Source organism: Pedobacter sandarakinus, from assembly GCF_026240095.1.
GTDB classification, from domain to species: domain Bacteria; phylum Bacteroidota; class Bacteroidia; order Sphingobacteriales; family Sphingobacteriaceae; genus Pedobacter; species Pedobacter sandarakinus.
In genome coordinates, this window is sequence record NZ_JAPIVG010000001.1 from 228755 (window position 1) to 253435 (window position 24681).

20 protein-coding genes are annotated in these 24681 nt (G+C 39.3%); 11 read left to right on the forward strand and 9 right to left on the reverse strand.

Going from position 1 to position 24681, the window contains the following annotated elements; genetic code table 11:
* The first annotated feature begins 192 nt into the window (after positions 1–192).
* Positions 193–3126 (forward strand): M16 family metallopeptidase, encoded by a 2934-nt coding sequence (locus OQ268_RS00910; protein ID WP_265854180.1) that lies wholly within the window; start codon positions 193–195, stop codon positions 3124–3126.
* Positions 3127–3345: 219 nt separating this feature from the next.
* Here the strand turns inward: OQ268_RS00910 and OQ268_RS00915 are convergent, their stop codons facing one another.
* Positions 3346–4386, reverse strand: coding sequence for a glycoside hydrolase family 130 protein (locus tag OQ268_RS00915; RefSeq protein WP_265854181.1), 1041 nt, complete (start codon positions 4384–4386; stop codon positions 3346–3348).
* 103 nt (positions 4387–4489) lie between these two features.
* Complete coding sequence (locus tag OQ268_RS00920; protein ID WP_265854182.1) at positions 4490–4675, reverse strand: CsbD family protein; 186 nt, start codon at positions 4673–4675, stop codon at positions 4490–4492.
* A gap of 195 nt (positions 4676–4870) precedes the next feature.
* Here OQ268_RS00920 and OQ268_RS00925 point away from each other — a divergent pair, with 195 nt between their 5' ends.
* Positions 4871–7963 (forward strand): SusC/RagA family TonB-linked outer membrane protein, encoded by a 3093-nt coding sequence (locus OQ268_RS00925; RefSeq protein ID WP_265854183.1) that lies wholly within the window; start codon positions 4871–4873, stop codon positions 7961–7963.
* A 16-nt stretch (positions 7964–7979) separates the two neighbouring features.
* Positions 7980–9347 (forward strand): RagB/SusD family nutrient uptake outer membrane protein, encoded by a 1368-nt coding sequence (locus OQ268_RS00930; protein WP_265854184.1) that lies wholly within the window; start codon positions 7980–7982, stop codon positions 9345–9347.
* Between the two features lie 57 nt (positions 9348–9404).
* On the opposite strand, the gene acs is transcribed toward OQ268_RS00930, so the two are convergent.
* On the reverse strand, positions 9405–11300 hold the full coding sequence (gene acs / locus OQ268_RS00935; protein ID WP_265854185.1) for an acetate--CoA ligase: 1896 nt from the start codon (positions 11298–11300) through the stop codon (positions 9405–9407).
* A 214-nt stretch (positions 11301–11514) separates the two neighbouring features.
* Here acs and rpmB point away from each other — a divergent pair, with 214 nt between their 5' ends.
* From rpmB to rimO, 5 genes are all read left to right on the forward strand, one after another.
* Positions 11515–11748, forward strand: coding sequence for a 50S ribosomal protein L28 (rpmB, locus tag OQ268_RS00940; RefSeq protein ID WP_010599806.1), 234 nt, complete (start codon positions 11515–11517; stop codon positions 11746–11748).
* 44 nt (positions 11749–11792) lie between these two features.
* Positions 11793–11975: a 50S ribosomal protein L33 gene (rpmG, locus tag OQ268_RS00945; RefSeq protein ID WP_010599807.1), complete on the forward strand. Its 183-nt coding sequence runs from the start codon at positions 11793–11795 to the stop codon at positions 11973–11975.
* Positions 11976–12059: 84 nt separating this feature from the next.
* Positions 12060–12215: a DUF4295 domain-containing protein gene (locus OQ268_RS00950; protein ID WP_088301992.1), complete on the forward strand. Its 156-nt coding sequence runs from the start codon at positions 12060–12062 to the stop codon at positions 12213–12215.
* An 81-nt stretch (positions 12216–12296) separates the two neighbouring features.
* Positions 12297–13259: a signal recognition particle-docking protein FtsY gene (gene ftsY, locus OQ268_RS00955; RefSeq protein WP_265854186.1), complete on the forward strand. Its 963-nt coding sequence runs from the start codon at positions 12297–12299 to the stop codon at positions 13257–13259.
* Between the two features lie 114 nt (positions 13260–13373).
* On the forward strand, positions 13374–14708 hold the full coding sequence (rimO, locus tag OQ268_RS00960) for a 30S ribosomal protein S12 methylthiotransferase RimO (protein ID WP_265854187.1): 1335 nt from the start codon (positions 13374–13376) through the stop codon (positions 14706–14708).
* Positions 14709–14776: 68 nt separating this feature from the next.
* Here the strand turns inward: rimO and OQ268_RS00965 are convergent, their stop codons facing one another.
* The 4 genes from OQ268_RS00965 to OQ268_RS00980 form a co-directional block, all read right to left on the reverse strand.
* Positions 14777–15118 (reverse strand): hypothetical protein, encoded by a 342-nt coding sequence (locus tag OQ268_RS00965; protein WP_265854188.1) that lies wholly within the window; start codon positions 15116–15118, stop codon positions 14777–14779.
* A gap of 205 nt (positions 15119–15323) precedes the next feature.
* Positions 15324–16322, reverse strand: a complete 999-nt coding sequence (locus tag OQ268_RS00970) for an NAD(P)H-dependent glycerol-3-phosphate dehydrogenase (protein ID WP_265854189.1) — start codon at positions 16320–16322, stop codon at positions 15324–15326.
* A gap of 119 nt (positions 16323–16441) precedes the next feature.
* Positions 16442–17776, reverse strand: coding sequence for an efflux RND transporter periplasmic adaptor subunit (locus tag OQ268_RS00975; RefSeq protein ID WP_265854190.1), 1335 nt, complete (start codon positions 17774–17776; stop codon positions 16442–16444).
* 78 nt (positions 17777–17854) lie between these two features.
* Positions 17855–19210 carry a TolC family protein gene (locus OQ268_RS00980; RefSeq protein WP_265854191.1) on the reverse strand — a complete coding sequence of 452 codons (1356 nt, stop codon included), beginning with the start codon at positions 19208–19210 and terminating at the stop codon, positions 17855–17857.
* 74 nt (positions 19211–19284) lie between these two features.
* Here OQ268_RS00980 and OQ268_RS00985 point away from each other — a divergent pair, with 74 nt between their 5' ends.
* The 3 genes from OQ268_RS00985 (at position 19285) to OQ268_RS00995 (ending at position 22773) form a co-directional block, all read left to right on the forward strand.
* Entirely contained in the window at positions 19285–19902 is a 618-nt protein-coding gene (locus OQ268_RS00985; protein ID WP_265854192.1) for a polysaccharide deacetylase family protein, read from the forward strand.
* Between the two features lie 354 nt (positions 19903–20256).
* Positions 20257–22536 carry an aconitate hydratase gene (locus OQ268_RS00990; RefSeq protein WP_265854193.1) on the forward strand — a complete coding sequence of 760 codons (2280 nt, stop codon included), beginning with the start codon at positions 20257–20259 and terminating at the stop codon, positions 22534–22536.
* A gap of 36 nt (positions 22537–22572) precedes the next feature.
* On the forward strand, positions 22573–22773 hold the full coding sequence (locus OQ268_RS00995) for a hypothetical protein (RefSeq protein ID WP_265854194.1): 201 nt from the start codon (positions 22573–22575) through the stop codon (positions 22771–22773).
* A gap of 58 nt (positions 22774–22831) precedes the next feature.
* Here the strand turns inward: OQ268_RS00995 and OQ268_RS01000 are convergent, their stop codons facing one another.
* Positions 22832–23269: a putative signal transducing protein gene (locus OQ268_RS01000; RefSeq protein ID WP_265854195.1), complete on the reverse strand. Its 438-nt coding sequence runs from the start codon at positions 23267–23269 to the stop codon at positions 22832–22834.
* Between the two features lie 72 nt (positions 23270–23341).
* Positions 23342–24679 (reverse strand): GH1 family beta-glucosidase, encoded by a 1338-nt coding sequence (locus OQ268_RS01005; RefSeq protein WP_265854196.1) that lies wholly within the window; start codon positions 24677–24679, stop codon positions 23342–23344.
* Positions 24680–24681: the final 2 nt, after the last annotated feature.

The window sequence follows — 24681 nt, forward strand, 5'->3', positions numbered from 1 at the left end:
TTTACCCCAACGATTATTGCCAATTTAATCTAACAAGCAAAATTTTCACTATTTTTTTAGTTTGAAAGATGAAAAGCATTTTGTTGGATGCAATAAAGCCTTATATTTGGGTAAATAACTTATTATAATGAAGCTCGATTGCCCTGTATTCCGGGTTAATTTAAAGCCATTACATAAACCAAACTCAAATCAATGAAAATCAAACTATTTTCTCTTGCTTGTTTTTTAGTTGTTGGTACTGTTGCCCAGGCGCAAACTACCTATCAATGGAAAACAGGAACATCTGGTGGTTACAACTATAAGTATGTAACAAACGATCCCACCAAATCGCGGTTTTATACGTTAAAAAATGGACTTACAGTTATCCTCTCACAAAATAACAAGGAACCTAACATCGTATACAAAATGGCAGTTAGGGCAGGTAGTAATACCGACCCACGAACCAATACCGGCTTAGCGCACTACTTAGAGCATTTATTATTTAAGGGAACAAACAAATTTGGAACCCTAAATTATGCAAAAGAAAAACCTTTATTAGATAAAATTGAATCGTTGTACGAAACGTATAACAAGACAACTGATCCTGCAAAGCGCAAAGAGATTTATGCAGAAATTGATAAAACCTCTGGTGAAGCTTCGAGCTATTCCATCGCAAATGAGTACGATAAGATGATGAAATCTATTGGAAGTGGCTCAACTAATGCACATACATCAGTAGAAGAAACTGTTTACGAAGAAGATTTGCCATCTAATGCCATTGATAAGTTTTTGGCGGTACAGGCAGAACGTTTCCGTGCGCCGGTTTTTAGAATTTTCCATACAGAACTAGAAGCTGTTTACGAAGAAAAAAACATTGGCATGGATAACGACGGACGTAAAATGTACGAGAAAATGCTTTATGCTTTGTTTCCAACGCACAATTACGGGCAGCAAACTACTATCGGCACTATAGAACATTTGAAAAACCCATCACTCGTAGAAATTCGGAAATACTATAACAAGTATTATGTACCAAACAATATGGCGCTGATCATGTCTGGCGACATTAACTATGATGATCTGATTAAAAAAATCGACAAGGATTTTGCCTACATGGCTTCGAAACCATTATCATTGTATAATCCAGCTCCAGAAAAGCCACTTACCCAAGTACAAAAAGTAGATATTTATGGCCCTAGCGCCGAGAGTCTTTATGTAGCATACCGCGGGTTTGCACAGAACAGCCGCCAGAGTTTACTTCTTGATCTTATCGGTAGTATTCTATCGAATGGTAAAGCGGGCTTAATGGATATCAACATCAACAAGCAACAAAAGATGCTAAGGGCTGGTGCAGGTTATAATCAAATGAAAGATTATGGAATCTTTATCCTTTCCGGTTCGCCGAAAGCTGGTCAGAGTTTAGAAGATGCCCAAAAACTTTTGTTGGAACAAGTAGACCTACTTAAAAAAGGCGAATTCGACGAAAGTTTAATTAAAGCTACTGTTGCCAATATCAAGTTAGCCGAACTACAGGCTTACGATAATAATGATGTAAGGGCTGATGCAACCATGAATGCTTTTATACAAAACCGTGGCAACGAGTGGGATAAAATGCTTTCTGCTACCGATGCAATGAGTAAGGTTACCAAGAAAGAAATTGTTGATTTTGCTAACCAGTTTTTTATCAACAACTATGTGTCTATCTTCAAACATAAAGGCGAAGATAAAAGCATTATCAAGGTAGAAAAACCTGCTATTACCGCAGTTAAAACAAATGCGAACGAAGTGTCTCCATTTACAAGGGACATTATTGCTGCACCGGTTAAACCAATTGCACCTAAATTTTTAGATTACACTAAAGACCTTCAGTTTGGAAAAGCGGGTATTGCCGATGTCATTTCAGTGCAAAACACCGAAAACGGCATCTTTCGTATGAGCTACCGATTTGATATGGGCTCTTACAACTACAAACTGTTGCCCTACGCTTCCCAGTATCTCGCTTTTTTAAGTACAGATAAATATTCTGCAGAAGAGCTAAGTAAGGCATTCTATAATATTGCATGCTCTTATAACATAAATGTGGGCACAGAAGTTACCACAATTTCAATTTCAGGCCTCCAGGAAAACTTCGATAAGGCGGTTTCATTGGTAGAGGATGTATTGGCAAATTGCAAACCAAATGAAAAAGCGTTAGACGATTTAAAAGGGAGATTATTGAAAGCAAGAGACAATGCCAAACTTAACAAATCGTCAATTTTAGGTGGGTTAATGAGCTATGCACAATATGGAAAAGATAATCCATTTAACCACGGATTAAGTAATGATGAGATTAAAAACATGAAATCTGCCGATTTAATTTATCTGTTGCACAACTTAACCAACTATAAACATACGGTAACTTATTATGGGCCTAAAACACTCGCTGCCTTATCAGCAGATATTGTAAAACTTCATCCCCTGGCTAAAGAGTTTACAGAAGCAGCGCCAATGAAAAAGTTTGCATATACCAAGACTGATTCTAACCGGGTTTATTTTGCAGATTACGATATGGTTCAGGCAGAAATTCGTTGGGTGCGCAATGGCGGTTTATACGATCCGGCAAATGCAGCAAAAATAGGTTTGTTTAATAACTACTTTGGTGGTGGTATGGGTTCAATCGTATTCCAAACCATTCGCGAATCTAAAGCATTGGCTTATTCTACATTTGCGGTTTACTCATCGCCAAATACTAAAGAAAAAGAGAATGCCATAATCGCTTATGTAGGTACACAGGCAGATAAAATGACCGATGCTGTTGCAGGAATGAACGAACTTTTAACAACCCTTCCAGAATCAGATAAATCATTCAATCTTTCTAAAACCAATTCTTTAAATAGTTTAGAAACTTCGAGAATTACTAAAGATGGCATCATATCTACCTATTTAGCTGACAAGAAATTAGGTTTTGACCACGATTCTAGAATTGATGAATACGCCAACCTGAAGCCGCTAACCTTTGCTGATGTAAAGTCTTTTCATCAAAGTAATTTATCTGGAATGCCATACAACTACTGTATTGTAGCTTCGGAAAAGAAAATAAACATGGCAGATTTGGCAAAAATTGGTCCGGTAACGAAGCTTAGTCTCGAGCAAATTTTCGGTTACTAATTCCCAAATAAAGCTTTATAAGAATGCCCTGATGAGATATCGGGGCATTTTTTGTTTTAATAATATTAGAAAATGAACGGTCTGGTGGTTGTGGCCGCCTTCCGGCCCCGCCATCCGTTATAGCCCTTCATTGCATTACGGGGCTGCCACTTCTGTCGAGGTTTAGGTCCAATGGCTTGTTTAAACGCCACCTCAGAACATTTGATGTTAACCTTAAAGCTAAGCAACTGGCACTAATTGAGATAGAATTTCCTTAATTGAATACTTCGCTCCACAAACAAACTCATCTGCTGCACCGTAGTAAATTATAAGCTCATCAGCATTTACAGTATGGCCGTTTGTAAAAACAACGTTTCCAAAAAACCCACACTTTTCGTACTTGGCAGTAGGACGCATAATGGGCTCATCGGTTTGCGCTAAAACCTTTGATGGTTCTTCCAGATCCATTAGAAAAGCACCCAGGCAATATTCATGTTGGGCATTAGCACCATGGTAAATTGCCAACCAACCCATGCTGGTTTTAATTGGAGCAGCGCCCGCACCAACGCGTTTACTATCCCATTTATCTACCCGGGTTTTAATTAGGCACCTATGATTTCCCCAGTGTATACCATCCGGCGATTCAGCAATCCAAATGTAGTTGCCCCCCAAGCCAACACTACTTGGGCGGTGCAGTGCGAAAAATTTGCCGTTAATTCTTTGCTCAAAAATTGCGCAATCCTTATTGTGTGGTGGGATAATCATTCCATGATGTTCAAATGTCTTCCAATCTTTAGTAGTCCGCATTCCAACACCAACACCATGTGCTGATACCGCTGTATATGTAAGGTAATAAGTATCTGCTATCCAGGCAACCCGACAGTCCTCAATACCAAATACCTCGTTTAAACCCTGTCCGTGTAACAATGGATAATCATCAGGTTGATAAAAATTAATACCGTCATCACTGCAAACCAAACGAAAATGAGAAAGCGTAGTTAAATAATCGGCACCCTTATAATTGATAACCCGTGGGTCGTCAGCTATCAAATCCGGATCATTCTCTGCAATTTCGATTACTTCAATACCATCGCCTTTTAGTATAGGAAATGAGATCATTCCCGTTTTTTGCCGCGGCCGCTCTGCCACACGGATGAGCAACCATGTTTTAGCTTGAAAAACAAAAACACCAGGGTTAAGTAAGCAAGCAATTTCAAGGCCTGGCCTGCTTGGTACCAGGTCCTGCGGCGATAAAATTGGATTCTGGGGAAATCTTTCCATCTGTCAAATTTAAATTGGCAACATCAAATTACTATTACAACCTACATCAAACAAAAACGGCAATCAAAATTGATCGCCGTTTCGCTGTGACAGTTTTACTATCTTATAATGAATTGATCCATTTAACCAGTTCATCTCTACCCTTTCCAGTTTTTTGCTGCAATCTACCTAATAACTCGTCTTCCTGGCCTTCTTCATGCTTTAAATCATCATCAGTTAACTCGGCATAAGATTGTTTAACCTTTCCTTTTAACTCATTCCACTTTCCTTTTATTTCTAACTTATCCATAGTCTTAAAATTTAGTACATGTTAATTGATTGTATGAAATAAACAGGGTTAAATAGATTTTGTTTCAATAATCCTGGCAAAAATCAAATAATATAGCCGTTCCTATACTCCTATTAGTTTTATCAGCTTTTTTTAATTAAATTGAGTAAGAATTACCAGATAATACAAACTACTCACTATTAAATTTAGAATTTGATGAAAAAACTACTCCTAAGTATGATTTTAGCTTTCGGTTTAATTTCATTTGCTTTCGCACAAAGCAAGGTAATTAGCGGCAAAGTTACATCTGAAAATGCTGGACCAATACCGGGTGTCAGTGTTTTTGTAAAAGGTGCTCCATCTAACGGCACCCAAAGTGATGCCGTTGGAAATTACAAGCTCAATGTTCCAAATGATGCAAAAACTTTGGTTTTTAGTTTCATTGGATACAGCACGCTTGAGCTACCCATAACAGGTAATACAGTTAATGCCAGTCTCAAAGAAGAAAATACCACGCTTACTGATGTTATTGTCGTGGGCTACGGCACGCAGATTAAACGAGACATCACCGGTTCTGTTGCTTCGGTAAAATCGAAAGATTTGGAAAATCTTCCCGTTACTAGTTTCGAGCAAGCACTACAAGGAAAAGCTGCAGGGGTGCAAATCGCTGCGCAAAATGGAAAGCTTGGTCAGGGCATTACGGTGCGTGTTCGGGGCGCAGCATCTGTAACCGCCGGTAGCGAGCCTCTTTACATTGTAGATGGCATCCCGATCACATCTGGTGATTTTTCGAGCACAACAGCACCAACCAGTGCTTTAGCGGATCTCAATACCAACGATATTGAATCTATAGAAGTTTTGAAAGATGCATCGGCCTCTGCAATCTATGGTGCACGTGCCTCAAACGGTGTGGTTATTATCACAACCAAACAAGGTAAGATTGGTAAAACATTGATCCAGTTTAATGCCTTAGGCGGAATAAGTACACCTTCAAACCATAGAGAATTTCTTAACGCAGAACAATATGTACAGATTTTAAGAAGAGCCGGTGCAGGTGCAGCAAACCAGGATTTTTTAAATGGCGATTACGCCACCTTGCAAGAAGCTATTGATGATTATGCAACAATAGTTGAGAACAGACTTACCCGGTATTCAGCAGGAAATACAGATTATCAAACCTATAAGGTAAACACAAACTGGGAGAGAGAAACTTTTCAGGACAATCCTGTAACGCAACAGTACGATTTAAATTTGACTGGTGGAAACGAAAAAACTAAATTTTATATTGGTGGCCAGGCGCTAGACCAACAAGGTATAATAGTTGGTAACAGTTATAAACGCTATAGCGGAAGATTGAACCTAACGAACAAGGTTACTGACTTTTTGGAAGTGGGTGTAAACGTAAATTTTTCAAATAGCATCAACAACCGATTATCAAACGATAACGCATTTTCAAGCCCGCTACAATCAGTGGCCCTGTCTCCTATTACGCCATTTATCGATCCAAGATCTGGTTTAGTTAGCGGTACATTACCGGGGGCGGCATCCAATTACCCGGTATACTATAATCCATTCATCGGAATTGATAATGCATTCTATAAGGCTACGGTTTACCGCACCATTGGTAAGGCATTTGCAAATGTTAATATCGCCAAAGGCTTAAAGTTTAGCACCGATTTTTCTGTTGATAATTTAAATCAAAATGAAGAAAGCTACTACGGATCGCTAACGTTTAGAAATACCGGAACAGCCAATGGCGATGGCCAAAACATTTCTACCTTCGTAATAAACACGAATACGAACAATTTTTTTAGTTACAATACTTCAATCGGGAAAAGTAGTTTAGATGCCATATTGGGCACTAGTTATCAGAAGTCTACTACAAAATACAGTACGTTAGAAGGACAGGATTTCCCTAGCGATGCATACATTAAATTGGGGTCTGCGGCTACTAAGGTAATTGCCACAAGCAATGAAAGTGCATTTAGCTTCCTGTCGTATTTCTTCAGAGCGAATTATAAATATAACGATCGCTATTTAGTAGGTTTTAGTGTAAGAGCCGATGGCTCATCTCGGTTTGGAGAGAACCACAGGTATGGCTATTTTCCTGCCGGATCTGTAGCGTGGATTGCATCGGAAGAAGATTTTCTGAAAGCCAGCGAAACCATTAGCTTATTAAAAATAAGAGCAAGTTATGGGTTAACTGGTAATGCTGAAATTGGTAATTATTCTGCAAGAGGACTTTTTAGTGGTACAGGCGCATACGGCGGTTTACCTGGCCAAATACCTACTCAAATTCCCAATCAGGAATTAACTTGGGAGAAAACTAAACAATTGGATTTAGGATTGGATTTTGGAATCTTAAAAAATAGAATTACCGGTACATTCGATTTTTACCAGAAAAAAACCACCGACCTGTTGCTTAACGTACCCATTCCGCAAACTACCGGTTTTTCTATCATCACTCAAAACCTTGGTGCTTTAGAAAATACAGGTTATGAACTGGGCATAAATACCGAAAACTTTGTGGGTGCCTTCAAATGGTCTACAGCAATAACGGCAGCAATAAATAACAACAAAATAACAGATCTTGGCGGGCAGACCTTAAATTCTAATGAAATTAATGCTGCAATAGAGGGACAACCAATTGGAGTATTTTATCTTCCAGAGTATGCAGGTGTTAACCCGGCAAATGGAGATGCTATGTATTACCGCAATACCAGAGATGCAGCTGGAAATCTCGACAGAAGTACCACAAACAACATAAATGAAGCACAGCGCATTTTCGCTGGTAATCCAAATCCGAAATATACATTTGGCTTAAATAATACCTTTTCTTTTAAGAACTTCGATTTAGGTGTGTTTTTACAAGGAGTTTCTGGCAATAAAATTTTTAATGCCGGCGGTCAATATATGAGTGCCAGTGCTTCTAATGGATATGATAACCAAACTACAGATCAAATGGCTTATTGGAATAAACCAGGAGACATCACATCGGTGCCAGAACCCAGGTTGTTTTATGGTAATGGTGTTGGGAATTCAACCAGATACTTATCAGATGGAAATTATGTTCGTTTAAAAACGTTAACCCTGGGGTACACTTTTCCCTCAACAGTGTTATCGAAAATTAAGTTAAGTAAATTGAGACTTTATGCTACTGCGCAAAACCTGGCTACCATAACGGGTTATAAAGGTTGGGATCCGGAGGTAAACGCAGATTACCAATCTACCAACATTAACCAAGGCGTAGATTTTTATTCGGCGCCCCAACCACGTGTAATTTCATTTGGTATTAATATAGGTTTATAAATTTAATTAGATAGACATGAGAAAGATATATATATACAATCTGCTACTTGCCTCGGTATTACTTTCGCTAACACCAGCTTGTAAAAAAGCACTCGATATTAGCCCGGTAGATACGATAGAACAAAGTAAAGCATTGCTTACCTCTAAAGATGTAGAGGTGGCACTGGTAGGGTCTTATAGTGCGCTCGGAAGCAGAAACTTTTATGGAGGCAGGCCGTTCTTAATGGCCGATTTTTTGGCAGCCACCGATGAGATAGAATGGTACGGTACTTATGAGGAACTTACACAAACAATAAATAAATCCTTATTAAAAACAAATACTTTTGTTGATAACATTTGGGCGGCTGGCTATACAGCTATCAATGATGCCAATAATGTGCTCGCAGCTGTTGGTAAAGTTGATGCAGCTAAGAAAAACCGAGTAGAGGGAGAAGCAAAATTTATTAGAGGTGCAGCGTATTTCGATTTAGTAAGGCTATTTGGTAAAGCATATAACGATGGGTCTCCAACTACCAACCTGGGCGTACCAATTGTATTGACACCCACCACTGCTGTTACGCCAGAAAGTTTTGTAAACAGAGCTACGGTTGCTGCAGTATACACGCAAGCCCTGGCAGATTTAACAGATGCAGAAAGCAAGTTGCCCGCAACGAATGGATTTTTCGCAACAAAATCAGCCGCTGCAGGGATGCTTGCCAGGATATACTTACAGATGGGCAACTACGCTGCAGCCGGAGCGGCAGCCAACAGGGTAATTACATCCGGAAACTATTCTTTAACAGCTACCTATCTTGGTGCTTTTCCTACTATGGGCTCAACCCCGGGGGGCAATACAACCGAAGATGTGTTTTCGATACAAGTTACAACGTTGACCGGATTTAATGGCTATAACGAGTTTTACGGATCGTCTACCTACGGCGGACGAGGAGATGCAGTAATCTCCCAAGACTGGATTGATAATACTTACAGCCCTAACGATGATCGTATTAATGCCTTTTACGATGATGGCGACATTTATACCTCTAAATATGCGAACTTATATGGTAACGTTCCAATGATGAGACTTGCAGAAATGTATTTAATAAGAGCAGAATGCAATGCCAGGTTAGCGCCGGCTGCCCCAATCGGCGGACGAACTCCGCTACAAGATTTATCAGTGGTTAGGAGCAGAGCAGGATTAACAACTACCACGGCAACACTTGCTGATATCTTAACAGAAAGAAAATTAGAGCTGGCATTTGAAGGATTTGCATTACATGATGCGAAGAGAACGCAGACTAATATCGGCTCAATTGCGTGGAATGCTAATGCACTAGTGTTCCCCATTCCTCAAAGAGAAATAGATGCAAACAAAAACCTGGTTCAAAACCCAGGCTATAATTAATAAACAAAAAAATGCCGGTTAAAAGACCGGCATTTTTGTTTACTGAAAGGCAAAAAACTAGAGCACTTTCGCGGCTGCAATGATTTCATCTACAACTGCAGGATCTAATAACGTAGAGGTATCCCCTAAGTTTGAAGTATCCCCTTCAGCTATCTTACGCAGAATTCTACGCATAATCTTTCCCGAACGGGTTTTTGGTAACCCCGAAACGAATAATATTTTATCGGGTTTGGCAATGGCACCAATAACCCTAGTTACGGTTTGCAATATATCTTTCTTAGATAATTCTGCTTCACTATGCATCTCCGGATAAATTACGAACGCATAAATACCTTGGCCTTTTACATCATGTGGATAGCCCACAACGGCACTCTCAACCACACCAGCATGCATGTTTATCGCGTTCTCAACCTCGGCGGTACCAATTCTGTGACCGGAAACATTTAAAACATCATCTACCCTGCCTGTAATGCGGTAATAACCATCTTCATCGCGTAAGCAACCATCACCGGTGAAATATAGATTATCATAGGTTGAGAAATAAGTTTGCTTACAACGCTCGTGGTCGCCATAGGTGGTGCGCAACATGCCCGGCCACGGAAATTTAATACAAAGGTTTCCGCTAACCCCATTGCCAACAATTTCATTTCCATTTTCATCTACCAGAATGGGCTGTATACCAGGCAGAGGCAGAGTAGCGTAGCTCGGCTTTGTTGGGGTTACTGTGGCTATTGGCGAAATCATAATGCCGCCGGTTTCAGTTTGCCACCAGGTATCTACAATTGGCGCCTGGCTATGGCCAATTTTTTCATCGAACCAGTGCCAGGCTTCCTCGTTGATAGGCTCACCTACCGATCCTAAAACCCTGATGGTGCTGAGGTCTTTTCCTTTCAGAGGTTCGTCACCAAAACTCATAAGCGAGCGAATGGCTGTTGGCGCTGTGTATAGCGTATTTACCTTGTGCTTTTCTACAATATCCCAAAAACGCGATGGCGATGGGTAAGTTGGAATTCCTTCAAATAACACAGAGGTTGCTCCTTGCGAAAGCGGTCCGTAAACGATGTATGAATGGCCTGTAATCCAGCCTATATCTGCAGTGCAAAAATAAACTTCTCCAGGTTGGTAATTAAACACATTTGAGAATGTATATCCGGCATAGACCATGTATCCGCCACAAGTATGCACTACACCTTTAGGTTTTCCGGTAGAGCCCGACGTGTAAAGAATGAAGAGTAAATCTTCAGCATCCATTTCCTCGGCTTCGCAAATATCATTTACATGTTTAACTTCATCTTCCCACCAAACATCTCTACCTTTTAACATCGAAACCGGTGTGCGAATGTGTGTTAAAACAATACATTTTTCAACCGTGGGGCAACCAATCAAGGCATCATCAATAACATCCTTTAACGGTATTGGCTTATTTCCACGGTAAGCACCATCGGCTGTTATAACCAATTTACATTTAGAATCGTTTATCCTATCTGCAATAGACTTTGCAGAAAAACCACCAAAAATTACGGAGTGCACCGCACCAATCCTGGCACAGGCAAGTACAGCAATGGCAAGCTCGGGTACCATTGGCATGTAAATACAAATTCTGTCGCCCTTTTTTGCACCGTTCCGCTTCAATACATTTGCAAAACGGCATACCCTTTCGTGCAACATTTTATAAGTGTAGATAATGCTTTCTTGTTCGGGGTTATTGGGCTCCCAAATTATTGCAGCTTTATCGCCATTTTTTTCTAAATGACGGTCGAGACAATTCTCTGTAATATTAAGCTTAGCTCCTTCAAACCATTTAATACTGGGTTCGTTAAAATTCCATGATAACACTTTAAACCAAGGCTTACGCCACTGAAAGTTCTGCGCTACCTCTCCCCAAAACTGTTCTGGATTTTCTACACTTTTCTTATAATGTTCTTCGTATTGGCTAAAAGATGTAATTTGCATGGCAATGTTTATATTTATTGGATTAGATGTGGCTAATTTAATTAAATAATATTGGTAGATTATCCAAATTCAAGAAAAATCCTCAGGCAGAAACAATTTTGATAATTTATAAAAATATTTATCTGCACTATTGATGATTACAATTATTATTCAGATATTTGCACACTCTTAAAAAAATTAAGCGACGATATTTTAACAACTATATTTACAAGTCATGTCAAGAGTTTGTGATTTAACAGGAAAAATGGCAATGAAAGGTAATAACGTATCACACTCGAACGTTAAAACCAAACGCAAATTTTATCCTAATTTGAAACTTCAGAAATTTTATATCCCTGAAGAAGACCGTTGGATTACGTTGAAAGTTTCTACTTCAGCGATTAAAACCATCAATAAAGTGGGTATTAGCGAAGCAATAAACCGTTTCGTAAAAAAAGGATTTTTGTAAAAAACATTAACTGTTGAGATTAACAGTTTATAATTAATATTAAAATGGCAAAAAAAGGTAACAGAGTTCAGGTTATTTTAGAATGTACTGAGCACAAAGAAAGTGGCATGCCAGGTATGTCTAGATATATTTCTACTAAAAACCGTAAAAACACTACTGAGCGTTTAGAATTGAAAAAATTCAACCCAGTATTGAGAAAAGTAACCGTACACAAAGAAATTAAATAAGATTGATGATTCTAAGTTAGAAGGTTTAGGGTGAGTAACCCCCATTCTATCAGTCTATCATTCAATCATTAAAATTATAAAAACATGGCAAAGAAAGTAGTTGCGACCCTTAAAACAGGTACAGGTAAAGAATATTCGAAAGTAATTACAATGGTAAAATCACCAAAAACTGGTGCTTACTCATTTAAAGAACTTATCGTACACAACGACCACGTAAAAGATGCTGTTGCATCTAAATAAGGTTAATATTTTTTAACATAAAATATTAAAGGCCGTTCCGTTTTTTCCGGAAGGGCTTTTTTTGTTACATTAAATTTAGATATGGGCTTATTTGATTTTTTCAAAAAGAAAGAGACTGCGCCTGAAGCTCAAGAAGCTTTAGATAAAGGTTTAGAGAAAACAAAAGATGGTTTTTTAAGTAAAATCACTAAAGCTGTAGCTGGTAAATCTTCTGTTGATGACGAAGTTCTGGATAACCTGGAAGAGGTTCTGGTTACCTCTGATGTTGGTGTAAGTACTACACTGAAAATCATTAAAAGGATAGAAGAACGTGTTTCTAAAGATAAATACCTTAACACCTCCGAATTAAATTTCATTCTTCGTGATGAAATTCAGTTATTGCTAGCCGAAAATAATAGTAACGACTTCAGGCAGTTCGAATATGGCGACCATAAACCCTATGTGATTATGGTGGTTGGAGTTAATGGGGTTGGCAAAACAACAACAATCGGCAAATTAGCACATAAACTAAAAGAATCTGGCTTAAGAGTTTGCCTGGGCGCTGCAGATACTTTTAGAGCAGCGGCTGTTGATCAAATCAAACTATGGGGAGAACGTGTGGGCGTACGTGTAGTGGCACAAGCAATGGGCTCTGACCCAGCTTCAGTGGCGTTCGACACCCTGCAATCGGCTGTTGCAGCCGGCGAAGACGTAGTAATTATTGATACGGCGGGTCGCCTTCACAATAAAGTTGGTTTGATGAACGAGCTTGGAAAAATTAAGCAGGTAATGCAAAAGGTTGTTCCCAATGCACCACACGAGATTTTATTAGTGCTAGATGCATCTACAGGACAAAACGCCTTTGAGCAATGCAAGCAATTTACAGAAGCAACAGATGTTAACGCTTTAGCCATTACCAAACTAGATGGTACTGCCAAAGGGGGCGTGGTAATTGGTATATCCGACCAGTTTAAAATCCCTGTCAAATATATTGGTGTAGGCGAAAAAATTGGAGACTTGCAGCTTTTTGATAAGAAAGAGTTTGTAAACAGTCTTTTCAAATAAGACAGATTAACTGTTAGGCTTAGATGGTAATTTGGAAATGAATTTTGGGTTCTTTCAGTTGCCGAAGCTTATTGCAGAAAGAACAGAAATAACAGCAAAGATTAAGTGTAAAAGATGAATACGAAAATCATACGTAGTAAAACGCCCGCAAAGCAGCCAAAAATTAATGTTATTACTTTGGGTTGCTCAAAAAATATATACGACTCTGAGGTATTGATGGGACAGTTACGTGGTAACAACTTAAATGTTGTACACGAATCTGACAAGATGGGAAAGGATGATATTGTAGTTATAAATACCTGCGGTTTTATTGACAATGCTAAACAGGAATCTATTGATACTATTTTGCAATTTAGCGAGCTTAAAGAGGCTGGCAAAATTGGCAAAGTGGTTGTTACAGGATGTCTATCTGAACGCTACAAACCAGAACTTGAATCTGAAATTACAAACGTAGATGCCTTTTTCGGAACAAATGATTTACAAAACATCTTGCACGAATTAGGTGCAAACTATAAACATGAACTTATAGGCGAGCGCCTACTAACTACTCCTTCGCATTTTGCTTATTTTAAAATAGCCGAAGGCTGCAACAGACCCTGCTCTTTCTGTGCCATCCCGCTGATGCGTGGGAAACACATGAGCAAGCCTATGGAGGAGCTGGTAAATGAGGCTAAAATCTTAGCTAAAAATGGAACAAAGGAGCTAATTCTAATTGCACAAGATTTAACTTACTATGGCCTGGATTTATATGGTATGCGTAAGCTTGATGAATTAATGCGCAGATTGTCTGACGTTCAGGGGATTGAATGGATACGTTTGCAATATGCTTACCCAAGCGGTTTCCCTATGGAAATTTTGGATGCCATGAACGAGCGTGATAACATTTGCAAATATCTGGATATGCCTTTACAGCACATTACCGATAACATGCTAAAATCGATGCGCCGTGGTACTACTAAGCAAAAAACAATTGATTTGGTTAATCAAATTAGAGATAAGGTGCCAAATATAGCTATGCGTACCACACTTATCTGCGGTTACCCTGGCGAAACTGAGCATGATTTCGAAGAAATGAAACAGTGGGTAGCTGATACTAAATTTGATCGTTTAGGTTGCTTTACTTATTCGCATGAAGAGAAAACCCACGCACACACGCTAGAGGATAACGTGCCTGAAGAAGTTAAACAACAAAGAGTGGATGATATTATGGAAATTCAACAAGGTATTTCATTTGATATTAACCAAGAGAAAGTTGGCAAAACATTTAAAGTTTTGGTTGATAAAAAAGAGGGAGACTATTTTGTTGGAAGAACAGAATTTGACTCGCCAGAAGTGGATAATGAAGTGTTGATTGATGCCGCTACAGGTTATGCTGCTAACGGAAGCTTTGTTAATGTTAAGATAGACAGAGCCGAGGATTTTGATTTATACGGAACAATTGTATTTTAATGATTTTGCGATTTAGACATAAAAAAGCCCGATAAAACAATTATCGGGCTTTTGAATATAATCTAAAATTAATTTTTTACTGGTCTGGTTTTAATTTGACTAGGCTTTAACCAAATCTTCGCACCTTTTGCATTAACATAATACTTTTCGTTTTTCGCGTTAATGTAAACATCAGAACCATCCGGAGCCATTTTGCCTTTCCAGGTTTTGTCTGCTACTTTAGAAGAACCTTTTACTGCAACTTCTGCAGTTTTGTTCCCAACTGATTTAGCACCTTTTTCTATTGCTTTACCAGTGTGGTCTAGTGCTTTACCTACTTCTGTTTTCTTTTTCTCTTGCGCATTAACGCTTAAACTTATGCCTCCAAACAAGGCTAATGTTAACAATCCTACTGCTAATTTCTTTTTCATGACAGTTAATTTTTTATTTAAATAACTTAACAGCTCAGGTGAGAATTTGTTTTTTTTAGCCCGCAGATATTTTGCCATCTAAACCTTATTGTAGCGGTATCCTATTTTGGAGCACTTTACAAAAGTTTTAACCTGACAGACACAAAATAGATTAAGCGGAAAGAAGGAATGACATTGCTAAGTACGAGTGGCTTTGCTTTTCTGATTAGTTTAACTTTTCGGCGAGCAATTTCATTTCAATTTGTGGTGAGCGATTCTCGTATAAAATACTGTGCACGGCCTTGCAAATGGGCATTTCTACGCCATAGGATAAATTTTTGAGGTGCATACACTTGGCGGCATAATAACCCTCGGCAATCATATTCATTTCCAACTGCGCAGACTTTACGGTGTAGCCTTTGCCAACCATGTTACCAAAGGTTCTATTCCTGCTGAATTGCGAATAAGCGGTAACGAGTAAGTCGCCAAGATAGGCAGACTCCATGATGTCGCGGTTAATGGGGTGGACGGCATCTACAAAAAGCTTGATTTCGCGAATGGCGTTGCTGATAAGTACGGCTTGAAAATTATCTCCATAGCCAATGCCATGGCAAATTCCACTGGCTACGGCATAAATATTCTTTAGTACGGCGGCATATTCAGTGCCATAAATATCGTCGGAAACGTTTGTTTTAATATACCGGGTGTTTAATAAGGTGGCAAATTTCGTTGCCGTTTGTATTTCTGTACATGCAATGGTGAGGTAAGATAATTTCTCTAAGGCAACCTCTTCGGCATGGCATGGACCGCTTACAACAAGAATGTCATCATAAGGAATATTGTAAACTTCATGCAGAAATTCGCCAATAATGAGGTTATCTTCTGGTACAATGCCTTTAATTGCAGAAACAATTTTTTTCCCTTTTAGATGAGCTGCAGTTATGCCAACGAGAGTTGATTTTAAGAAAGCTGCAGGCACATTTAAGATAACAAAATCAGCTTCCTGAACAATTGAACCAATATCTGATGACAGATGATCTGCTTCCAATTTGATTTCTACAGAGCTTAGATAATGGGGGTTGTGCTTAAACTTTTTGATATGTTCGATAGCAGTTTCATTGCGCATCCACCAAAAGATTTCTTTCTCAGATAAGTTATCTGATAGCATTTTAACGATCGCCGTAGCCCAGCTCCCACCCCCAATCATTGCTATTTTAGGTACCATTTTATAAAGAAGATTTAAGGTAAAAGGTGTAAGTTTTAGGACTTGAGACCTTGCAGCCCGCAACCTAAACCTTACACCCTAAACAACGCAAGTTACTATTTCCGACGATTAAATATAAACTACTTTTTACCGTCTTTACTAAATAGTTGGTCTTTAGATGTTTTTTCTACAACAGCCCCATCTTTTAGTTTGTTTTGAATGGCTGAATATGGTCCGGTTACAATTTCCTGGCCCGCTTTTAAGCCAGATTTTACAATAATAAACTGATCATTCTGGATGCCAGTGGTTACCTCAACTTTCTTAACTTTCTTCGTTTTTGCATCATAATCAAAAACGAATTGTTTTACTTTCTTATCAGATAATTTAGATTTCTGCTTTTCGGTATTTTCCTGGTTACCCGCTTTCTCGTCGCTACCTTTGCCACTATCTGTAAATACGGCTTGAATTGGAATTGCTAAGCCCTTTAGTGTAGCACTTTCAATATCTACCGTAGCCGACATGCCTGGTCTGAAGATAGACTGTTGCTTGCCTTCCATTTCTTCCGTAATTCTGATTTTTACCGAAAAATTGGTTACCTGATCTACAGATGTAGAAGCTGTAGCACCCACTGCTGTTGATGAACTGGCAATTTCTGTTACTGCGCCTCTGAACTTCTTATCAGAAAAGGCATCGACTTCAATGGTGGCTTTATCTCCAACTTTAACACGTGTAATGTCGTTCTCGTTAACATCTACGTTCACTTCCATTGATGATAAGTTCGAGATACGCATAATTTCGGTACCTGCCATTTGTGATGTACCCAAAATACGGTCGCCAAGTTCTATCGACAATTTAGATACTACCCCATCTACCGGAGCATATATTGTTGTCTTTGCTAAATTTGCACCTGCTTCCTTAACATTTGCACCTGTTTGCTCTAAAGTATATTTGGCACCTGTCACATTCTCTTTTGCACTGGCTAAGGTAGCTTTTGCCGTAAGGTAAGCTGCTTTTGCTGCGTCAAATTCTGCTGCTGTTATCACCTTTTTATTGAAGAGCTCTACGTTACGCTTGTAAGTAGCTTCTGCGTTAACAAAATTAGCCTGGTTTTGTATCAACTGCTGTTGTGCAGCAGCAACACTTGCTTTCTGTGCATTATAGGTGGCGACTGTGCGTTCATAACCCGATTGCAAAACATCTGGGCGTACTTTACACAATAACTGGCCTGCCTTTACTACATCTCCTTCTTTAACTTTCAACTCCACAACCTCTCCAGAAACTTCAGAACTTAGTTTTACTTCGGTTTCTGGTTGAATTTTGCCACTGGCAGTTACTGTTTCTACAACAGTTCTATCACCCGCTTTTTCTACGGTAACCTTTTCTGTCTTATCACCACCGATAACACCGGCTAGTTTTAACCCGATTAAAATAGCAATGATAACACCAATGGAAATTAATATGTGTTTCAGTTTCATAATTGTTTATTGTATTTCGTTTATTTAGTACTTAAAGGTTTATACTGCTTGCCCGATTGTTAACATCTTTTCGCTTAATTAAAAGGTAATTTGCTTGCCCAGGTAATAGTCGATTACCTTGGCTCTGAAAATCAGATCGTATTTAGCTAGGATAAAATCTATTTCTGCACGGTTTCTATTTGTTTGCGCAGTGCTATAATCCAGTGAGTTTACCAAGCCTACATTATAGCGTTGATCGATAACATAAAATGCATCTTTCTGAGCCTGGAATGCTTTATGGGTAGAACTGTACCGGCTTTTGGCTGCATTCAAATCTGCAACCGCCTGATTAATTACTTTAATTAAATTATTCTTGGCTAATGCTTCATCCGTTCTGCGTTGCTGTAAGTTTATTTTTGCTCTTCGAACATTAGACCTGGTACTAAATCCATTGAAAATTGGAATCTGAATGCCCATGCTAACAAACTGGCCGAAGTTATCTGATAATTGGTTGGTAAAAGCTGCATTTGGAAATAATGGATTAGCATTAAAGCGATAATAATAAGCAGAACCCAATCCGCCACCAAGGCTAATTTGCGGAAAGAAACTACCCCTGGCAACATCTACTGCTTTTTCTGCAGCTTTAGAATAATTCCAGGCTAACCTAATATCCGGAAAAGCATCCATAGCCTGTTTGTATATGTCATTCGGTACATAATCAGATTTTACATTTTCTACTTCGTCAACCAAAGGAGGCTGTACTTTGAATGTCATTGGTGGCTGTATCTCCATCAACTGCCCAAGCGTGAGGTAAGCAATGGTTAATTGGTTTTGGGCGTTCGTCAGATTTAACTCTGCCGTTGCCGCTTGCGATTTTGCTTGCGAAATATCTGCCAAAGTTTTATTTCCAACATCCAGAAGCGCTTGCTCTCGTTTTAACGTAGAGTTGGCTACTTCAAGTTGTTGCTCGGTAGCCTTAACTTGATCTTGGTTATTTAATACCTGAAGATATGCTGTTACAACCTGCAAAACAAGGTCGTTCTTTACCTTTTCTACATTGGTTTTACTTGCATCAAGCAAGAATTTATTTTGCCTGATTTGATTGAGTTTTGTACCGCCACCGAACAAAGTAACATTTGCGTTAAGGTTGGGGTTAAGGTTATAATTTTGAGTGTTTTCAAACAAACCTGAAACCTGCTGACTCCTTCCCCACTGCATCGATTGATTGACGCTTCCATTCAGGCTTGGCAGTAGCGCATTTTTCGATTGCCTTAAATCCTCTTCACTTATAGCCGCACTAAAAGCAGCTTGTTTGATGTTTAAATTATTTTTTAGGGTGTTTTCAACCGCTTGTTCGATGGTAATGACTTGCTGTGCACCAGCACTTAGCCCTAAACTCGTGGCTATTAATAATGCAGATCCGGTAACTAACTTATTTTTGGTAAACATTTTCATATTTTGCTTCAAATCTATATAAACAACTTTAATAATTTCTATGTATACAGGCAATTAGTAACTTTGATTACAAAATGTACCTCATCAAATCACCGCTTCTGCTAAAATGGTATTATCCATCGCTGTTATGGAATAAATCCCGCAACGAAAAAGTTATTTATTTAACCTTTGACGATGGACCTATACCCAATGTTACAGATTTTGCGTTAAAAACTTTAGCCGAATTTAATGCTAAAGCTACTTTCTTTTGCATTGGTGATAATATTATTAAACATCCTGAAGTTTTCGAGCGCCTTAAAAATGCAGGGCACGCAATTGGCAACCACACTTTTAACCACCTTAGAGGATGGAAAACGGACGATGACACCTACCTTGCCAATACACTAAAATGCCAGTCGCTTACGCAAACTAAACTCTTTCGCCCTCCCTATGGAAGGATTAAAAAGTCACAAATTTCTACCCTAAAATCCAGCGTTGCTAACCTGGAGATTGTAATGTGGGACGTACTAAGTGGCGACTTCGACGTTAATCTATCGCCCCATAAATGCTACCAAAATGTAATTAAACATACGGAAAATGGTTCTATAATAGTTTTTCATGATAGTTTAAAAGCATTTGACAGAATGAAATATACACTTCCACGAACACTCGAGTATTTTAGCACTAAAGGCTTTAAATTCTTATCGCTGTAGCCAATGTTATGCCAGTTGACAAAAACGCACAGCATAGCGATAGAATAGCTGCCCGGAGCGCTACAGTATTGCAAACCTGTTCATATTCGAACATTGGTGTGCATAAACGCACAGCATAGCCCCGATTGAACGAATGCCGGTTTTTCCCCGGCAGCAGGGAAAGCGGGAGGAAACTTTAATTGAAAAATAAGACATTGCGCTCCTAAATAAAGAATCAAAACCAAATCAACCAGCTAGTTATTTAGAACCCTTCCAAATAATACAATGATCTAAGTATGACCAGAACAGGAGCATTTTTTTTGTAAATTCGCAGCTATTAGAATAGAAGTATTACCTTTTAACCAATAAAAATCGATGGCTTTTGATATAGACATGATTAAAAAGGTGTATGCAAACTTCGGTCCGCGTGTAGATGCGGCTCGTAAAATTGTTGGCAGACCTTTAACATTATCAGAAAAAATATTGTATGCTCACCTTTGGGATGGAGATCCTAAGAAAGCATTCTCTCGCGGAACGGATTATGTAGATTTCGCTCCAGACCGCGTTGCTATGCAAGATGCAACAGCACAAATGGCGCTTTTACAGTTTATGCAAGCTGGTCGCCCGCAAGTTGCTGTCCCGTCTACGGTTCATTGCGATCACTTAATTACAGCTAAAGAAGGTGCTGCGATAGATTTGCCTCATGCCAGAACAGAAAGCGCAGAAGTATTCGACTTCCTTTCTTCTGTATCTAATAAATATGGTATTGGTTTTTGGAAACCAGGTGCAGGAATTATTCACCAGGTAGTATTAGAAAATTATGCATTTCCCGGTGGAATGATGATTGGAACCGACTCCCATACTGTTAACGCAGGTGGTTTAGGTATGGTTGCTATTGGTGTTGGCGGTGCCGATGCTTGTGATGTAATGGCTGGTTTACCATGGGAGCTTAAATTTCCTAAATTAATTGGTGTTAAATTAACTGGTAAATTAAACGGTTGGACAGCTGCTAAAGATGTTATTCTTAAGGTAGCTGGTATTTTAACAGTAAAAGGTGGCACAGGTGCTATTGTAGAATATTTTGGCGATGGTGCTATTAACTTAAGCTGTACTGGTAAAGGTACTATTTGTAATATGGGTGCCGAAATTGGCGCAACCACCTCTACTTTTGGTTACGATGAAAGCATGGAGCGGTATTTACGTTCTACTAACCGTAACGATGTAGCCGATGAAGCCAACAAAATAAAAGACTATTTAACGGGCGATGCTGAAGTTTATGCTAACCCTGAAAAATATTTCGATCAAGTTATCGAGATCGATCTAGATACTTTAGAACCTTACCTAAACGGTCCGTTTACGCCAGATTTGGCTACTCCGGTTTCGCAAATGAAAACCGAAGCTGAGAAAAATGGCTGGCCTTTAAAAGTAGAATGGGGTTTAATTGGTTCTTGTACCAACTCATCTTATGAGGATTTATCGAGGGCTGCATCTATTGCAAACCAAGCTATTGCAAAAGGCTTAACCACCAAAGCAGAATTCGGTATTAACCCTGGTTCTGAGCAGGTACGTTATACTGCCGATCGCGATGGATACCTTAAAACTTTCGAAGATTTAAATGCAACAATCTTTACCAATGCTTGTGGCCCATGTATTGGTATGTGGGATAGAACCGGCGCAGAAAAAGCAGAAAAAAACACCATTGTACACTCCTTCAACAGAAACTTTGCTAAACGTGCAGATGGAAACCCAAATACTTTCGCTTTTGTAGCTTCACCAGAAATGGTTGCTGCCATTGCCATTGCCGGAGATTTAGGCTTTAATCCGCTAACAGATACACTCACCAATAATAATGGAGAGCAAATTAAATTAGACCCGCCAACGGGCGATGAGTTACCAGCAAAAGGTTTCGATGTAGAAGATGCCGGTTATCAAGCTCCGGCAGCAGACGGCTCTACGGTTGAAGTGTTAGTTTCGCCAACTTCGCACCGTTTACAGTTATTAGATCCATTTACTCCTTGGGAAGGCACTGATTTAAAAGGTTTAAAACTTTTAATTAAGGCTAAAGGTAAATGTACTACCGATCATATTTCTATGGCTGGTCCCTGGTTAAAATTCCGTGGTCACTTAGATAACATTTCTAACAACATGTTAATTGGTGCAGTAAACTACTTCAACGATAAAACAGATAACGTTAAAAATGAATTGACTGGCGAGTACGGTCCAGTTCCGGCAACCCAACGCGATTATAAAGCTGCAGGTTTTGGCTCTATCGTAATTGGCGATGAGAACTACGGCGAAGGTTCATCTCGTGAACATGCAGCTATGGAACCTCGCCACTTAGGCGTGCGTGCGGTGTTGGTAAAATCTTTTGCCAGGATCCACGAAACCAACCTTAAAAAACAGGGCATGTTGGGTTTAACCTTCGCAGATAAAGATGATTATGATAAAATTTTAGAGGGTGATACCATCGATATTTTAGGCTTAACCACGTTTGCGCCAGACAAGCCGTTAACGTTGGTGTTGCACCATGCAGATGGTTCTGAAGAATCTTTCCCGGTTAACCACAGTTACAATGCACAACAAATTGAATGGTTTAAGGCTGGTGGTGCACTAAATATCATCAGGGCTGAAGCAGCTGCAAAAGCAGGTCATTAAAACAAGTAATTAAATTTAAATAATAGAAATCCCGTTTTGAATAACATCAGAACGGGATTTTTTTATGATTTAGAAAGCAAATGCAGTATTACTTATGCCGGGTTCCATCCCGCTAATGCTGCTGCCGATATAACCTGTGCAAACATTAATGGTAGGAAGTATTTTGTGGGTGGCAATGCCCACAATCGGCATCCGCGAATATCGGGTTTAGGTGGCACGGCAAAATGCATCAGTTAACGTTTGCCTTGCAAAGCGAATTAGCTAGCGGGCTAGTAGCAAGAACATAGGCAAGTAGTTAGGCAACCTTAAATTCGTGACCGCAATCGTAACAATGAAAACATTTTTTAGCTACAATTGGCGGCGATAAGGTTAAAAACGCTATGATAGATGCAAAAATCCCATACTTGTTTTTTGTAGCCATTCCATAACTTACATTTTTAGAATTGCAGTTAGGGCAAAGTGCTCCACTATCTGCTGCAGCGAAATCTGTATCTCCATCTAAGTCGGTATCTATGGCAATATCTTCACTCAATAAAGATTGTATGGCTTCAACATCTCGTTCAAAAACGATTAACTTAACACCACCAATGGCCTGGTTATACAATGGATTTATGGTTGCTACGTTTTCATCTGCCAGGAAACACGCAAACCCAGAATCTTCTAATCTTGCCCTAATAATGTTGGCCTGCATCGGATCGTAAAAAGTGCTGTAAACTATCGTCTTGTCGTTCATATTCAAGACTAAGATATTTATTCCAATCTGGATAATAAAATAAATTGATGTAAATGAATGCTACAATTTCCTTTAAGCTCTTAAAAATTCCTGCCACCAGTATCCAGAATACTTTATTGTTCGTTTAAGGGTTGCAAAATCAGTATGTATCAGTCCGAAACGGGCATTGTAACCTTCTGCCCATTCAAAATTATCCATCAAAGTCCACACCATATAGCCTGTAACATTAATGCCCTCGTTTTTTACCTTTAATAAAGCTGCGAGGTATAATTCAAAATACTTAATACGCTCGGCATCTACAACATTTCCAGTTGCTAGATGATCCCGGTAGGCGGCACCATTTTCGGTAATTACAATGTTCTTAACCTGTGGATACGAAGAAAACTGTTTAATGATGTTGTAAAAGCTGTCGGCATTAACTTCCCAACCCATTGCCGTATGTGGCTTTTTCCTGCTTTTGGCTTTTACTTCCCAAGCCTGTATCACAGGAATAAATGGATTGTATTTTACTGTAAGGGGAAAATAGCTTTGTAGTCCGATGAAGTCAAAATCAAATTTCATTCGGTTGTTAAATCTCCAGGTACCATATTCCATTTGAAACTTTTCCAGCATTTCCCAATCTGCGGTAGGGAATCCTAGACCTTGCGCAGGTTCAACAAAAAGCCTGTTCATTAAACAATCTACACGTTTGGCCGCCAAAAGGTCGTTATCGCTCTGCGTATATGGCAAAATTTCAGAGCAAGAATAGGTGGTGCCGATATTGGCATTTTTCACTTCCGAGCGGAGAATATGTCCTCCATCTGCCTGTGCAAGTGCAGTATGTAAAACTGCTGGGAAAAAATTACTTAGGCCTGTTTTGCCAGGTGCATGTACACCTAACATATAGCCTAAAGACGTGAAGCCGAATGGTTCGTTAAGGATTAACCAGTTCTTCACTTTATCGCCGTATTCTAAGGCGCAAAGTTTAACAAAAGCATTAAATGCAGCATTGATACTGAAACTTGTCCAGCCACCATCATTCTCAAGTGCCTGTGGCAAATCCCAGTGGTAAAGGGTGATGTAAGGCGTTATTTGTAAAGCGAGGCATTCATCAATAACCTGGTGGTAAAAGCTGATCCCTTGTTGGTTCGTGGCTCCTATTCCATTTGGTAAAATCCGCGACCAGGCAATGGAAAAACGAAAAACTTTGAAGCCAAGCAACTTAACCAATGCAAGGTCTTCGCGATAGCGGTGATAGAAATCGCAAGCTCGATCTGGCTGATGATTATTTTTTATTTTACCACTTCGGCTAGCGAATGTATCCCAGATAGAAGGTCCTTTGCCATATTGAGAGGCAGCGCCTTCTATTTGAGGGGCAGCAGTAGCTACTCCCCAGGTAAAGTTTGGGCCAAAATCGCTTGCTTTTATCATGA